Annotated in this window: 18 protein-coding genes; 3 read left to right on the forward strand and 15 right to left on the reverse strand. The window is 26.5% G+C overall.

Annotation, left to right across the window (positions count from 1 at the left end; translation table 11 throughout):
* Positions 1–9 precede the first annotated feature (9 nt).
* The 7 genes from AELL_RS11820 to AELL_RS11850 are packed head-to-tail and all read right to left on the reverse strand — an operon-like array spanning position 10 to position 5,912.
* Positions 10–669, reverse strand: a complete 660-nt coding sequence (locus AELL_RS11820; RefSeq protein ID WP_118918149.1) for a FliH/SctL family protein — start codon at positions 667–669, stop codon at positions 10–12.
* Positions 669–1,676, reverse strand: coding sequence for a flagellar motor switch protein FliG (gene fliG / locus AELL_RS11825; protein ID WP_118918150.1), 1,008 nt, complete (start codon positions 1,674–1,676; stop codon positions 669–671). The genes AELL_RS11820 and fliG overlap by 1 nt, the downstream gene beginning before the upstream one ends.
* A gap of 10 nt (positions 1,677–1,686) precedes the next feature.
* A complete protein-coding gene (gene fliF, locus AELL_RS11830; RefSeq protein WP_118918151.1) occupies positions 1,687–3,405 on the reverse strand; it encodes a flagellar basal-body MS-ring/collar protein FliF in 1,719 nt (572 codons plus the stop codon).
* A gap of 16 nt (positions 3,406–3,421) precedes the next feature.
* The gene (gene flgB, locus AELL_RS11835; RefSeq protein WP_118918152.1) at positions 3,422–3,829 is read right to left on the reverse strand and encodes a flagellar basal body rod protein FlgB; all 408 of its coding nucleotides are present in this window, start codon (positions 3,827–3,829) and stop codon (positions 3,422–3,424) included.
* The gene (locus tag AELL_RS11840; RefSeq protein WP_118918153.1) at positions 3,829–4,548 is read right to left on the reverse strand and encodes a flagellar hook-basal body protein; all 720 of its coding nucleotides are present in this window, start codon (positions 4,546–4,548) and stop codon (positions 3,829–3,831) included. The genes flgB and AELL_RS11840 overlap by 1 nt, the downstream gene beginning before the upstream one ends.
* Positions 4,549–4,563: 15 nt before the next feature.
* Positions 4,564–5,526, reverse strand: a complete 963-nt coding sequence (locus AELL_RS11845) for a hypothetical protein (protein ID WP_118918154.1) — start codon at positions 5,524–5,526, stop codon at positions 4,564–4,566.
* A 14-nt stretch (positions 5,527–5,540) separates the two neighbouring features.
* Positions 5,541–5,912: a response regulator gene (locus AELL_RS11850; RefSeq protein ID WP_118918155.1), complete on the reverse strand. Its 372-nt coding sequence runs from the start codon at positions 5,910–5,912 to the stop codon at positions 5,541–5,543.
* A 164-nt stretch (positions 5,913–6,076) separates the two neighbouring features.
* Between AELL_RS11850 and flgG the strand changes: the two genes are divergently transcribed.
* Genes flgG through AELL_RS11865 form a run of 3 tightly spaced genes read left to right on the forward strand, consistent with a single transcriptional unit; the run spans position 6,077 to position 8,273 of the window.
* On the forward strand, positions 6,077–6,865 hold the full coding sequence (flgG, locus tag AELL_RS11855; RefSeq protein ID WP_118918156.1) for a flagellar basal-body rod protein FlgG: 789 nt from the start codon (positions 6,077–6,079) through the stop codon (positions 6,863–6,865).
* 23 nt (positions 6,866–6,888) lie between these two features.
* Complete coding sequence (locus tag AELL_RS11860; protein WP_118918157.1) at positions 6,889–7,272, forward strand: hypothetical protein; 384 nt, start codon at positions 6,889–6,891, stop codon at positions 7,270–7,272.
* A gap of 2 nt (positions 7,273–7,274) precedes the next feature.
* The gene (locus AELL_RS11865) at positions 7,275–8,273 is read left to right on the forward strand and encodes a hypothetical protein (protein WP_118918158.1); all 999 of its coding nucleotides are present in this window, start codon (positions 7,275–7,277) and stop codon (positions 8,271–8,273) included.
* A 2-nt stretch (positions 8,274–8,275) separates the two neighbouring features.
* Here the strand turns inward: AELL_RS11865 and rimM are convergent, their stop codons facing one another.
* The 8 genes from rimM to AELL_RS11905 form a co-directional block, all read right to left on the reverse strand.
* The gene (gene rimM / locus AELL_RS11870) at positions 8,276–8,809 is read right to left on the reverse strand and encodes a ribosome maturation factor RimM (RefSeq protein WP_118918159.1); all 534 of its coding nucleotides are present in this window, start codon (positions 8,807–8,809) and stop codon (positions 8,276–8,278) included.
* A 4-nt stretch (positions 8,810–8,813) separates the two neighbouring features.
* The gene (locus AELL_RS11875; RefSeq protein WP_118918160.1) at positions 8,814–9,053 is read right to left on the reverse strand and encodes a KH domain-containing protein; all 240 of its coding nucleotides are present in this window, start codon (positions 9,051–9,053) and stop codon (positions 8,814–8,816) included.
* Between the two features lie 18 nt (positions 9,054–9,071).
* Entirely contained in the window at positions 9,072–9,299 is a 228-nt protein-coding gene (gene rpsP / locus AELL_RS11880) for a 30S ribosomal protein S16 (RefSeq protein ID WP_004511333.1), read from the reverse strand.
* Between the two features lie 83 nt (positions 9,300–9,382).
* Positions 9,383–10,735 carry a signal recognition particle protein gene (ffh, locus tag AELL_RS11885; protein ID WP_118918161.1) on the reverse strand — a complete coding sequence of 451 codons (1,353 nt, stop codon included), beginning with the start codon at positions 10,733–10,735 and terminating at the stop codon, positions 9,383–9,385.
* Positions 10,736–10,889: 154 nt separating this feature from the next.
* Positions 10,890–11,645, reverse strand: a complete 756-nt coding sequence (locus tag AELL_RS11890) for a pseudouridine synthase family protein (RefSeq protein ID WP_118918162.1) — start codon at positions 11,643–11,645, stop codon at positions 10,890–10,892.
* A complete protein-coding gene (waaA, locus tag AELL_RS11895; RefSeq protein WP_118918163.1) occupies positions 11,636–12,784 on the reverse strand; it encodes a lipid IV(A) 3-deoxy-D-manno-octulosonic acid transferase in 1,149 nt (382 codons plus the stop codon). The genes AELL_RS11890 and waaA overlap by 10 nt, the downstream gene beginning before the upstream one ends.
* Position 12,785: 1 nt before the next feature.
* Entirely contained in the window at positions 12,786–13,505 is a 720-nt protein-coding gene (locus tag AELL_RS11900) for a zinc ribbon domain-containing protein (RefSeq protein WP_118918164.1), read from the reverse strand.
* Positions 13,498–14,253: a Nif3-like dinuclear metal center hexameric protein gene (locus AELL_RS11905; protein ID WP_118918165.1), complete on the reverse strand. Its 756-nt coding sequence runs from the start codon at positions 14,251–14,253 to the stop codon at positions 13,498–13,500. The genes AELL_RS11900 and AELL_RS11905 overlap by 8 nt, the downstream gene beginning before the upstream one ends.
* Position 14,254 lies beyond the last annotated feature (1 nt).

Here is a 14,254-nt window from a genome sequence, read left to right on the forward strand (position 1 = left end):
ATCTTTTAGCTATATAACTAAATCTAGTGATTCCAACATTGAAGCAACTTTTGCTTCTATATTTCCATCAAAATTACCTAAATCACTAGCAATTACAACACCACCTGCTACAACATTTGGATCTTGATGCAACTCAATAAAAGCTTCTAAATTCAGTTGTGATTTTAAAATGGCATAATCTTTAGGATTTAAGTGGATTTGTACTTTTGATGCTGTTTTTATTTTTTCAAGTAAATGTGAAATTGTCTGTTTTGCAATTTTTGCAGAATTTTCTCCAACTTCAATATTAATTATTTTTTGTGCAATTGCAATTGAGGTTTTTAATAATTTTGTTTCCATTTGAAAAGTAGCTTGTTCAAAAAAAGCTGCATAATGTTTCAAATCTTTTATTGCCTGAACTACTTGGGCATCTACATCTTTCCCTTTTATTCCGTCATTTTCTATATTTGTTACTTTTTCTGAAATCTCATTTAACTTTAAAGATAAATTTCTTACTTCAATTAATAATGGATCAACTTTACCATTTATCTCTCTATCATCTAAAATTGCTTTTGAATTAACTACATTATTTGTTTCTACTTGATTATTAATAAAATTTCCTAGTTCATATTTTTGAACTTCTTCATTTTTACCTATAATTTTTGCGCTTGAATATACATTATCTGCCATTAGTTATTCTCTCTATCAATTAAACCATCTTCAATAAGTTTTTGTGCAACATCAAGCATTTTTCTTTGTGCTGCTTCGATATCTTTAATTTTAACTTTAGTTGACATTTCAAACTCTTCTTTAAATCTATCTCTTGCTCTTTGAGACATAGAATTTGTCACTTTTTCCATATCCTCTTCTGTTGCATTTTTCATCGCAATTACGACATCATTTGTTTCAACATTTTGTAGAATTTTCATAATATGTTCTGTTTCTAAATTTAATAAATCTTCAAATACAAACATATTCTCTTTTATTTTTGTTGCTAATGATGTATCAATACCATTGATATTTTTCAAAATATCCTGTGCTTTTGGTCCTAATTTATTCAACATATCAGCAACAACTTTTACACCACCAACATCAACAATAGATGATAATAAAGATTCTAGTTTCTTTTCAAGAACTAATGATATTGTTCTTACAACATCAGGTGAAACATCTTTTATTGTTGCTATTTGAATTGTTACTTTTACTCTTATTTCTTCATCTAATTGCATTAATACTTCTGCTGATTTTGATGGGTCCATATGAGATAAAATAACAGCGATTGTGTGTGGTGATTCATCTTTAATGAAATCACTTAACTGTTTTGGATTAATACCATCTAAATAAGAAAATGCTTGAGAAGCTAATTTCATTTTTGAAAGTTTTGCTAAAACTTCATCAGCTTCTGCTTTTCCAAGAGATTTATATAAAATATCTCTTGCAAAATCATATCCACCTGAACTAATAAAACCTTTTGTTCTCACATATAAATGAAATTCTTCTAGTATAGCTAATGATACTTCTTTATTTATAGATGAAATCTGGGTAATTGCAGTAGAAATATTTTCCACCATATCTTTTTCTAAATGTTGAAAAATTTTAACAGTAGAATCTTCTCCAATTAAAACGAAAAATCTAGCTACTTTTTCTAACATTGACATTCCTTTTAGAATGTCATGTTCTTTTATACTCTCTGCCATTTATTAGCCTTTATTTAAAATTACTATTACCTTCATTTAATAATAATTCAATCATTCTTGCAATTTCAGCTGGATTATTATTTATATCTTTGTCTAATTCTTCAATAAATACTTCATATTTTGCTGCAGATTCTTCATCTAAACCTTCAATATTATTTAGTATTTGACTTTTAACTTTTGATTTAAGTCTTCCTTGTGCTGTACTTGAATCAAATTCATTTTCATAATCAGTTAACATATCACTAACTAGATTTTCATCATTACCATCAACTTTTTGTCTTGTACCATCACCTAATATAACAATTTCATTAGATGCAATGAATTTCTTATAAAACACAAAAAGCAATATTGCTGCAATAATATATTGAATATATTCACTAAAATCTTTTAGAAGAGATCTTACCATTGTAACTGTATCAACAGAATCCTCTGAAATTACAACTGCATTTCCATTTGCATCAACAGTTTGAGCTATCTGATCTAAAGGTTTAACACCAATAAATTTGAAATCTTTAACTGTAACCTTATCTCCCCTTGCTTTATCATACCCAATTGTATCTTGTACTATTGATTCTAAAGAACTTATAAACTCATCTTTATTGGGAACATCTTTTAAAACAGAAGAGTCAAAAGTTACAGCTGCTGTTATTCTTTTTATATTCATATAGTTATTATCTTTTTGACTAATAACTTTCTTTGAAATTTCATAATTTGTAACAGTATTTGTACCTTCACTATTTGAAGCTATATTTGAATTTCCTGTTCCAGTTGTTGGTGTTTGAATATTATTATCAACACCAGCAACACCACCATTATTTGATGGCATTCCTTGAGAATTTGATGTATTTTCAATAACTTGTTGAGAACGAATACTTCCTTCTGGATTATAAATCTCTTCTTCTATATCTTTTTTTATAAAATCCAATGACATTGTAACTTTTGCTACAACTCTACCAACACCAACAAATGGTTCTAAAAGTGCTACAACTTTTTTAGAATACTCTTCTTCTAAATCTGATTTATATTTGTTTTGAGTAGTAGATTTTTGATTATTAAGATCATCAGCTGACATCTCTAATAAACTTCCATCTTGGTCAATTAGTTGGATATTCTCTTCTTTTAAATTAGGAACTGCAGAAGCTATAAAATTCTTAATTCCATCAATTTGTTTTTGTGTTAAAAATACACCTGGTTTTAAAGATATCATTGCAGAAGCAGTTGTATCAGCTTTTTTCTCAGTAAAAATCGTATCTTTTGGAATTGCAACTTTTACACTTGCTCTTAAAACTCCTGTTAATGATTCTAAAGAACGTGAAAGTTCACCTTCTAATGCTCTTAAATACTTAACATTATTTTCAAAATTTGTTGTACCTAATGAAGATTTTTCAAAAATTTCCCAACCAACATGTTTACTTGTTGCAGCTTCACTTGTTACTAATTTGATTTTTGCGATATTAATAAACTCTTTTGATGTTTTTAAAGTAAGATTATTTCCAGAACCAATAACAGCAAACTGAATACCTGAAGCTTCTAATTCATCGCTTGCTAACATCACTTGTGATTTAGTTAAATTTGAAGCTATAGTGTAGTTTAATTTTTTATCTTCTGCTTTAATACTTGAATAAATTAATAAACCAACTAATAATATAAATAGTAAAGAAAATCCTCCTATTATAACAGCTCTTTGTGCTGTGTTTAAATTATTTATAAACTTTAAAAGTTGATCCATAAAATAGTTATCCTAATTAATTTTTTGACGAAGATTCAATTACTGATCTAAATAGTTTAGAATCTCTTTTTATAGATGATTGTATTGCATCGAAAATAATTTTATTTTTTGATTGTTCACCCATTTGACTATCTAAATTTACATTATTTCCATCATTTTGTTCTTCTAAACCTTGCACTTGAACTAATTTTGGATTTGAGAAATTTGATAAAGAATTTATACTTGAAATATGTTTTGAATCAGTTTGTTTTAATTGTAAAGTATTATTAAAACTTGAATTTTTCAATTCATCTTCAAAAACTAAGTCTTGAGTTTTATAATTTGGTGTATTTATATTTGCAATATTACTCGAAATAACTTTTTGTCTTTCGCCTCTAAAATTCAACTGTTGAAAAAGTGTACTAGATACGCTACTTGCTTCCATTATTTAGTATTACTCCCAATTTTTTCAATTAAACCTGCATTTAATTCATCAATAGATTTTATTGCTTTTTGTGATTGGTCAAATCTTCTATGTGCATCAATTAATTCTACCATTGCAGTAACTGAATTTACATTAGATTTTTCAACAGCACCTTGAACTATCATGTTATCATTATTCTCAAATATTTCCATCTCATTTTGATTTTTTACACTATAAGTATTATCACCAATTTTTTCAAGATTTGTATAAGGAATTTTTACTACACCGACTTGTGCTTCAAAACCATTTTCAATAACAATTGGCTCATTATCTGCATTTAATACATTATTTCCATTTGAATCCACTAAAAAGTTATCTAAATTTTTAAAAGCTCCATCCCTTGTATATACAATATCTCCATTTTGATTTTGAACTTTAAAAAAAGTATCCGGTGCATTCATTGCAAAATCCAAATTATTTCCAGTCATTACAATTGGACCAGCTTCAGGATTAATATATTTTGAATCAATTTTTGGAATATTATTTGTGACAATATTATTTACAGTTGGTGCTTTATTTTCAGACTGCATTCTTTCTAAATAATAATTAAATGTAGTTTCAGTTGTACCTTCTTGTTTAAATCCAAAAGTATTAACATTTGCTAAATTATTACTTATTTGATCTAATCGATTAATTTGATTAACCATTGATGCGGCAAGAGGATAAACACCTTGATTCATTACTACTCCCTTAAATTATTTGTTATTTGAAAATTCTGCTATTAATTTATCTAAATCATCACCAATTAAATCATCAGAATCATCACCAGGAATATGTTTTGCTACTGCTATTTCTTTAGAATTCCCATCATCTTCAAATAAATTATTTAGATATAAAGAAAGTTTTCTAATAACAGCCATAACTCTTTCTATCTTTTGTCTATTGATATCATTAAATTGCATTAATTCCATTGCTTGAAAAATTTGATTATCTTCTTCATTTAACAAATTATTTATGCTTTTTAATGTCTCTTTCGTATTTTTTGCACTATTCAAATATCCATCAAAAACTTTAATGTTAGGGAATTTAGTAGACAATGAATTTAATAAATTTACTTGAGAATTAATAAAGTTATCATAATCTTTAAAAACTTTTCTTATCTCATTATTATTGTCTAAAGTAAAACTTAAAACATCAAATATCTGAGAAACTTTTTCCTCTGAATCATTTGCTACTTGAGTTAACTGATTAACAACTTTTGTATCTTTTTCAGCAGGTAGTGGAAATACACCTTCATTTATTTTATTTGAAGTCCAATCTTTTACTATATCGTCTTCACTTCGACTTATATTTTTTTCATTGCTTTCTGTTTTTATCTCTTCAATTTTTACTTCAGGAGTTTTTTCAGCAACTTCTTCAACTATTGGTTCTGATGAAGATTCAATATCTTTAAGTAAATCTTCTATTTCACTATTTTTTATAAATGCATCATTTTCAGAATTATTCTTAATTTCATTAATAGATACAACAGTATCATCTATTATATCTTCTGACTTATCATCAATCTCATCTTTTATATCTTCAGTTTGAGACAATAATTCTTCTATTTCTTTTGTATTTACTTTTACTGGTTGAGATACTTCTTCTGCTTCACTTTCATCATCAGCAATATCCAAACCATTCATTAAAGCTTCAATCTCTTCTTGACTCATACTCATGATAAGACCTTATATTATTTTTTTAATACCCCATCAAGTTTTTCTTTCAAAACTTCTGCATTAAACGGTTTAACTATATAATTATTAACTCCTGCTTTTAATGCAGTAATAACTTCACCTTTTCCACCTTCTGTTGTAATCATAATAATTGGAGTTTTCTGATGAGTTCCTTCTGACCTAACTTTTTTAACAAGTTCTAAACCATTCATGTTTGGCATATTCCAATCAGTTAAGATAACATCATAATGAGCTTCACTAAGAAGTTTCCAAGCTTTAACCCCATCTTCAGCTTCATCAAAATTTTCTTTCGAAAAGCCTAATTGCATAACAACATTTCCAATAATTCTTCTCATTGTTGAGCTATCATCAACTATTAGAATTTTCATTAACTATCCCTTGTAATTTAATTAAATATTTTCAGTAAATATGCATTATATATTATTTGTTTTAAATTTATACTTAATATTTATAAAAAATAATTTAAGTAATTTATCAAATTTTAATTATTCTTAAAATATAATTAATAATATGTAAAAATAAAGGATTTTCTATGATTAGAGGACTTTACACTGCTGCAACTGGGATGAATTCTATGCAACATCAAATTGATGTTACTTCAAATAATATCGCAAACGTTAATACAACTGCTTTTAAACAAGATAGAGCCGAATTTCAAGATTTAATGTATGAAACATTAAATTATACAGCTGGAAGAACAACTCAAACAACACTAAATCCTACAGGTATTGATGTTGGATTAGGGGTAAGAATCTCAAATATCCAAAAAAACTTCACAGAAGGTGATTTAAAAACAACATCAAATACTTTTGACTTAGCAATAGAAGGAAAAGGATTCTTTCAAATTACACTACCTAGTGGTGAAACTGCTTATACAAGAAATGGTAATTTTAAATTAAATGCTGATGGTTCAATTGTAAACGGAAATGGTTATTTATTATCTCCTGAAATAACTGTTCCTGATAATGTAACTGATGTAACTATAGGTAAAGATGGAACTGTAACAGCAACAGATGCTCAAACTGGTGATACAGTTGACTTGGGAGAAATTACCCTTGCTGATTTTATAAATCCAGCTGGATTAATTCCTCTTGGTGAATCTTTATATATGCAAAGTGATGCTTCAGGAGATGTTTTAGAAGGAAATCCAGGAGAGGAACAATTTGGAAGTGTTCAACAAGGGATGATAGAACTTTCTAATGTAAAATTAGTTAATGAAATGGTTGATTTAATTACAGCTCAAAGGGCATATGAAGCAAATTCAAAAGCAATTACAACTGCTGATAGTATGCTTGACACGGTGAATAGATTAAAAAATTAATTTAACTAGTTGATTTTACTAAAATGAATTTAGACGAATTAAAACAAATCAGAAAAAGAAATTTTTTAGCTCATAAAAAGAAAAAAAAAGAGTATTATCTAAAAAGTAAATTAACCAAAAAAGAGTTTGATTATGAAGCTGAACTAAATAATGAAAACTTTTTTTCTAAAATAAAAGCTATTGCACATGAACAAAAAATGTATATTGATAATAGAAAAGAAGCAATAGTAACAAAAATAAATGATTATAGAAATACTAAAAAAGAGTATTATGAGCAAAATAAAGAGAAAAGATTAGAATATAACAAAGAGTACAGAGAAAAGAAAAAAGAAGAGCTTAAGGCTTATAGAAAAGAGTATTATAAAAAGCTAAAAGAGAAACAACTTAATAAACTTGAAGAAGAGTAAAAATGGCAGAAGATACAAAAGCAATAGATAGTGAAGGTTCAATAATAGTAGAAAATGGATCTTTAAAAAAAGATGATTCTGGACAAATAAATATTCCTTTACAAGAAGATGATCGTTCAGATATTAAAGAAATTCAAGAAGAGTTTGTAAAAAAACCAAAAAAAAGTCCTTTACAAAAAATTTTAATTGGAGTTGTTTTTTTACTTCTTTTATTTATTATTGTAGGAGCTATTCTTTACTTTTTAGGCTTTTTTAAACCTGAAGAAAAAGAAGTTATTCAAGAAATACCTCAAGAAAAAATAGTGCAAGAAACACCAAAAGAAGAATATAAATTTGATATAAAAGATATTAATTCAAAAAAACTAAATGAAGAATTATCTTTTTTAACAAATAAAAATCTTAACCAAGAAAAGAATGAAGAAGCTGAAAGATTAGCTAATGAAAAAAGAATTTTAGAAGAAGAAAAAAGAAAAGAAGAAGAAGCATTAAAAGCTCATGAAGATACCTTAGAAAAAGAAAGAATTGCATTAGAAGAAAAAAAGAGTGCTTTAGAAAGAGAAAAAGCAGAACTTGAAGCACTAAGAGAAGAAGCTTTAAAAATCAAAGAAGAACTACTTAACAAACAAACTCAAAATGAGAACAGTGTTGAACCAGAACAAGTTTCAAATGATAATGTTGAAGTAAAACAAAATGATACAGATGAGATGATTTCAAATTCTAAAAAGAATGTAAATTTATCTGAAGATGGTTTTTTAAAATTTATAAATGTTGCCAAAATCAAAGGTCCTTTATATAAAAAATATTTAGATAAAGTTACTGCAATAAATCCTAATATACTTTTATGTAGAGATGATAAAAATAGAATAGAGATATATTATGGTCCATTTAAAGATGAAAATGAAAGAAGAGAACTTCTTGATAAGTTATTATCAAATAAATTTGACCAAGCCTATGAACTTGAATTCACAAAAGATGAATTCAATAGAAGATGTAATTATTAATTTTAAGAGTTTTCTAAAATATCAAAAGAGTTAATTACATTAATTCTTTTGTTTTCAATATCAATATTTAAAACAAATTTATCGAAAATATGAGGTATTAAAAAGACTTTTGGATAACCTTTATTCACAAGTTCAATATAAGTTGTGATTTCTAAATAATCATTTAGTGGATATCTTTGTATCTCTTTTACTTTACCTAATTTTAAATCATTTTCAAAAACTTCACATGAGATTAAATCAAACCAAAAAAATTCATTTTTACCTAGTTTACAATTCTCTTTTGTTTGTTCAATTGTTGAATATAATTCTTGATTTGTAAGTTTTTTTGCAGTGTCAACATCTTCATAATTTTCAAATTTTACAAGTTCCCTTGAAGAGTTATACTCTAAAACTTTTAGTTGAAGATTTCGATTTGTAGTAAAAACAGCGCCCTTTTTAAATTGCTCTGGAAAATCAGAGTCTATAAAAAGTCTTAAATGACCTTGCAGACCTACTGCTTTTCCAAGTTTTGCAACATATACATTACTATTATTCATAGATTTATTTTACTACAACTTGTATTTTATACGAAACACCATCTTTTGCCTTGCAACCATTTGCCATAGTTTTTAAAGCATTAATCATATTCCCATTTTTACCAATAAGTTTTCCAATATCAACACTGTTTACACTTATTGTTATCTCAGCAAAATTATCATCAATTAACTCTTTAGTTACAGTAACATCTTCTGGTACTCCAACAATTAGTTTTGCATAATTTTCTATGAATTTAGTAATCATTTTATTTTTCTAATCTAATTATTTTGAAGCTAATTTTTTAACTTTTTCAGATGGTTTAGCACCAACACTTAACCAATAGTTATATCTTTCTTCATCAATTTTTAAAACTTTTGGCTCAACTACTGGGTTGAAATAACCAATTGATTCAATCCATCCTGAATCTCTTCTTTTTCTTGAATCTGTTACAACGATTCTGTAAAATGGTTTTTTATTTCTTCCCATTCTTGTTAATCTAATTACTGTCATGTTTTCTTTCCTTTTTTGAATTATAGTATTGAATTCTAAACTCTTTTTAAATGAGTTTACAGCTCAATACTATTTATATTTATTTATCTTGGAATTTTTGGCATTCCACCAGGTCCCATTTGAGACAACATATTTTGTAAACCTTTCATCCCACCTTTAGTAGAAAGTTGTTTAGCCATTTTTGAAGCATTTTTAAATTGCTTCAAAATTTTATTTATTTGGACTTCAGATAAACCAGAACCTTTTGCAATTCTTTTCTTTCTACTTGCATTCATAAGTTCAGGGTCTTCTCTCTCTTTTAATGTCATAGAGCTAATTAGAGCTTTAATTCTTTTTATTTCAGCTGAGTTTTCAAAATCCATATCTTTTAAAGGTCCAGCCATTTGTGAAAGACCTGGAATCATTCCAATAATAGATTTCATAGAACCTAATTTACTCATCATTGAAAGTTGTTCTAAAAAGTCATTGAAATTAAATTGACCTTTTTTAATTTTTTTACTTACTTCTTTTGCTTTTTTCTCATCTATAATTGCAGAAGTTTTTTCAGCAAGTCCTTCAATATCTCCAAGTCCTAAAAGTCTTGAAACAATTCTATCAGGAATAAAAACTTCAAGGTCTGGCATTTTTTCACCAATACCAATAAATCTTAATGGAACTTCAACTTGGTGAGCAATTGATAAAGCAACTCCACCTTTTGTATCACCATCATATTTTGATAAAATAACTCCATCTATTCCAATTTTTTCTTTAAAAGTTGTTGCTGTTTTTGTAGCATCATGTCCAGTTAAAGAATCTGCAACATAAAAGATTTCATTTGGTTTAACTGCATCTTTTATATTTTTTAATTGAAGCATTAGCTCTTCATCAATTGCAAGTCGCCCAGCAGTATCAACTAAAAGCACATCATAGTGTTCTTTTGTAGCTTTTTCTTTTGCTGCTAATGCAATTTTAATTGGATCTTTTTCTACATCATCAAAATATATATCAACATCAATTTGAGCTGCTATTTGTTTTAATTGCTCAACAGCAGCAAGTCTTTGTAAATCACAAGCAGCTACTAAAACTTTTTTCTTTCTTGTTTTTAAATAGTTTGCTAATTTACCTGTTGTTGTAGTTTTACCTGAACCTTGAAGTCCTGTCATTAAAACTACTGTTGGTGGAGTTGAAGAAAAAACAAAACCTTGATTTCCAGATGTTGTTAAAAGGGTAGTTAATTCACTTTTTAAAGCTCTTAAAAAAGAGTCTTGTCCAATTCCTGCATTTTTTGTTTGTAATTCAATTGCATTTATAAGTTCTTTTGTAGTTTTATGATGAACATCAGCTTTTAATAAAGCTTTTTTTAATTCTGTTGTAGCTTTTGTTAAAGCCGCAACATCATCTTGATGTCTTATTTTATTTACTGCATTTCTTATTGAGCCTGTTATTGAATCAAACAAAATATATCTCCACATTTATATTTAAAGTTTGGGATTTTACAAAGTTTTTACTTTAACTTAGTTTAAATTACTTAGCTATTTAAGTTTTTTTTTAGTTTTTTGTTTTTACAAAATCCCATAAAATGGGAATTTATAATTTCGAAAAGCTTAATTTTTAATTAAAATCATACACTCTGAACTCTTTTGGTTCATTTGCTTCAAATGTATAGTCAAATATTTTTGTAACTTTTGAATGTAGTAAAACTCTATTTACATTAGAACTTACTCTTCCGTAAATAGCATCTCCAATAATTGGTAATCCAACAGAATTAAGATGAACTCTAATTTGATGTGTTCTTCCTGATTCAATTACAATTTTAATTTTAGATTTATTTCCTTCAACTAAAAGTGGATAAACTGTACTCTTTGCAGGTTTTCCTCTTTTTGCATCTATTTTAGATTTAGCCATTCCTCTATCTTTTGTTGTCAGAATTGGTTTATCTATTTCAATTTCATCAACAACTTTTCCTTCAACAATAGCTACATACTCTTTATAAACTCTATTTGCTTGGAACTCTTTGATAGCTTTTTTTTGAAACTCTTCATTTTTTGCAAACATCATTACACCACTTGTCTCTTTATCAAGTCTGTTTAATAATATTGCTCCTTCATATTTTTTAGCAACATCATCAGCTGTTAAAAATGCTGGTTTATCTACAACTAAAATATCTTTATCTTCAAAAATTACTTTGATTTTATTTATCTCTTTTATTGTAAATTTTGTATCACTTCTAATTTCTCCACGAGCAATTAAAACTTTTTTATCTCCAACTTTTACAACACCTCTATCTATCAACTCTTTTGCTTTAGAATTTGATATTTTTTCTTGCTGAGCTAATAATTTGTACGCTTTATCATATGTTACAGCCATTTATCTATCTCCTTTATTATAGGTTCAATCGAACCTGCTTTTGTTAAAACTGGTTTTTCTAACACACCAATTTTTCCTAAATAATCACCAATTTCATCTTTTTCTATTAAATAATAGTTTTTAATACACTCAAAAAGAGATTTTTGATTAAATATATTTTTTCCACTAATCAACTTACAACCAAAAAATGCAGGTTCAATTGGATTATGCCCACCTATTTTTTCAAATGCTCCACCTAAAATCACTACATCAGAGATTGCATAAATATCATTTAAAATTCCCATTTTATCAACTAATATTATATCAGATTCAAAATCCTCTTTTTGGCTATATTTATGATAAGAAAAATTTTTTTCTTTTGTAAATTCCCTTAATAATAAATCAACTTTTAAAAAACGTTCAGGATGTCTGGGAACAATTACCAATTTCCCAAACTCTTTTTTATATGAATTTATAATCAACTCTTCTTCATTTTCATGAGTACTTGCAGCTGTTATTAAAATCCCACTTGGCTTTTTTAAATCTATCTTTTTTTGTGGTAATTGTGCTAATTTAATATTTCCAATTACTTCAATATTTTTTGCACCTAACTCTTCTAATCTAACTTTATCAATTTCACTTTGTGCAAAAACTTTATCAATATTTTCAAATATTTTTTTATAAAAAAAACTAAATTTTTTATATGAATTATATGATTTATCTGAGATTCTTGCATTTATTAAAAAAGTTTTTGCACCTTTATTTTTTGCAATTAAAAAAAGCATATACCAAAGTTCAGCTTCCATAACTACTAAAACTTTTTGTCTATTTATCCAAAAAGGTAAAAAAATTTCAAAGGGAAGATATTTTACATTTTGATTTATTGATTTAGCTTCTTCAAATCCTGTATTTGTAATTACAGAAATATTAGCTTGTTCTTTATAATTTTCAATTAAAGGTTTGATAGCTTTAGTTTCACCCATTGAACAAGAGTGAAACCAAATACCATTTTCTTTAAATCTTGAATTATTTTTTAAAAAAAACTTTGCTGGAATTGCTTTTTTATATTTAGAACTTTGTGACTTAAATATTAAATAAGGAATTGCAAGTATATAAATAACACTTAAAACTAAGTAATAAAATATACTAAAAAGGCTCAAATTAAGCCTCTAGTTCTTCAGCTTCTTTATAAAGAATTCTTCCACAGTGTGGACAATTTATAATCTCTTCTGCTTTAATTACTTCTGCATAAGTTTTATCATTTATTTTCATAAAACAACCATAACAAGCTTGTTTTTTTACAGGAACAACAGCTGAATCTTTAGCCCATCTTTTAATTTTTTCATAGAAAGTTAAAATTTTATTATCAAATTTCTCTAATAATTCACTTCTTTCTTGATATACAACATTTCTTTCTTTATTGATTTCTTCAATTGTATTATCAACTGCAACTTGAATCTCTTTTATATCTTCTTCTTCAGCTGCTAATTTCTCTTGTAACTCTTTTAAAGTTGCTTCTTTGTTTTTTGCAAGATTATCTAATCTATCAATCTCTTCATTTGCAAATGCAATTTGTTCTTTTGCTATCTCTTCTTCTAATTGTAGAGCTTTTAACTCTTTTTCATTATGAACATCTTTATTTTTTTTAGCAATATTTTCTAACTTAGTTTTTAATTCTGCTAAATGAATGTTGTTTTTTGTTCTTTTTGATTTTACATCATCAACTTCTAAATAAATTGAGTTAATTGATGCTTTGATTGTTGCTGCCGTTTCAACAAATGTTGCTAACTTAGCTTTTTCATTTTCAATTTTTGGCTCAAACATACTAATTGCTGTATCAAATTTTGATAATTTGATTAAATCCTGTAAATACTTATTCAACCGTTTCTCCTTCTATAAAAAACTCAAATGGATTTTTTGAAGCTGTTATTATAGCTTTTAATTTATTTTTTTTCAAATATTCTTCTAAAAGTCCCTCTAACAAGGTACTAAAATATCTTTCACTTTCATAGTGTCTTATGTCAATAAGTGATAATCCTCTAGCTTTTGCTTCCATAGCATCATGATATTTTATATCACCTGTTAAAAAACAATCTGCTTGAACTTGGTCTATTAAAGACATACCAGAACCTGTAACTATTGCAATTGTTTTTATAAAATCACTACATTTTACAGCTTTTATTGTTTTTAAACCCAATTTTTTTGATATGTATTTTACTAACTCATCAAAATTCATATTTACATCACAAGATGAAATAAACTCTAATGAATTTTTTATCTTAAAGCCTAAAATCTCTTCAACTACATATCTGTTTAAATGTGTTTTATCAATATTTGTATGCATTGAAATCAATGCTATATCTTTTTTTATTAACTCTTTTAAAATTTTTGTACTATATGTATCAAAATTTACTCTTTTAATTCCAGAAAAAATTAAAGGATGATGAGTAATAACTAAAGATTTTTCTTTTATATTAGCTACTAACTCTTCATCTAAATCTATACTAATATAAATATTCTCAATTTCATCATTTTTTGAACCTACAAGTAAACCTGAGTTATCCCATTTTTCTTGTAGCTCAAAAGGAGAAATTTCATTTAAAACATCATAAATTTCTTGAAGTTTCAAA

This window comes from Arcobacter ellisii, from assembly GCF_003544915.1.
GTDB lineage: Bacteria > Campylobacterota > Campylobacteria > Campylobacterales > Arcobacteraceae > Aliarcobacter > Aliarcobacter ellisii.

What these genes read in the sequence shown, in the direction of transcription:
- fliG (WP_118918150.1), bottom strand. Translation starts at nt 1,676, where the DNA reads ATGGCAGAGAGTATAAAAGAACATGACATTCTAAAAGGAATGTCAATG.
- AELL_RS11865 (WP_118918158.1), top strand. Translation starts at nt 7,275, where the DNA reads ATGGCAGAAGATACAAAAGCAATAGATAGTGAAGGTTCAATAATAGTA.
- AELL_RS11845 (WP_118918154.1), bottom strand. Translation starts at nt 5,526, where the DNA reads ATGAGTATGAGTCAAGAAGAGATTGAAGCTTTAATGAATGGTTTGGAT.
- fliF (WP_118918151.1), bottom strand. Translation starts at nt 3,405, where the DNA reads ATGGATCAACTTTTAAAGTTTATAAATAATTTAAACACAGCACAAAGA.
- AELL_RS11850 (WP_118918155.1), bottom strand. Translation starts at nt 5,912, where the DNA reads ATGAAAATTCTAATAGTTGATGATAGCTCAACAATGAGAAGAATTATT.
- AELL_RS11840 (WP_118918153.1), bottom strand. Translation starts at nt 4,548, where the DNA reads ATGAATCAAGGTGTTTATCCTCTTGCCGCATCAATGGTTAATCAAATT.
- rimM (WP_118918159.1), bottom strand. Translation starts at nt 8,809, where the DNA reads ATGAATAATAGTAATGTATATGTTGCAAAACTTGGAAAAGCAGTAGGT.
- AELL_RS11875 (WP_118918160.1), bottom strand. Translation starts at nt 9,053, where the DNA reads ATGATTACTAAATTCATAGAAAATTATGCAAAACTAATTGTTGGAGTA.
- AELL_RS11860 (WP_118918157.1), top strand. Translation starts at nt 6,889, where the DNA reads ATGAATTTAGACGAATTAAAACAAATCAGAAAAAGAAATTTTTTAGCT.
- AELL_RS11890 (WP_118918162.1), bottom strand. Translation starts at nt 11,645, where the DNA reads ATGGCTGTAACATATGATAAAGCGTACAAATTATTAGCTCAGCAAGAA.
- rpsP (WP_004511333.1), bottom strand. Translation starts at nt 9,299, where the DNA reads ATGACAGTAATTAGATTAACAAGAATGGGAAGAAATAAAAAACCATTT.
- flgG (WP_118918156.1), top strand. Translation starts at nt 6,077, where the DNA reads ATGATTAGAGGACTTTACACTGCTGCAACTGGGATGAATTCTATGCAA.
- AELL_RS11820 (WP_118918149.1), bottom strand. Translation starts at nt 669, where the DNA reads ATGGCAGATAATGTATATTCAAGCGCAAAAATTATAGGTAAAAATGAA.
- flgB (WP_118918152.1), bottom strand. Translation starts at nt 3,829, where the DNA reads ATGGAAGCAAGTAGCGTATCTAGTACACTTTTTCAACAGTTGAATTTT.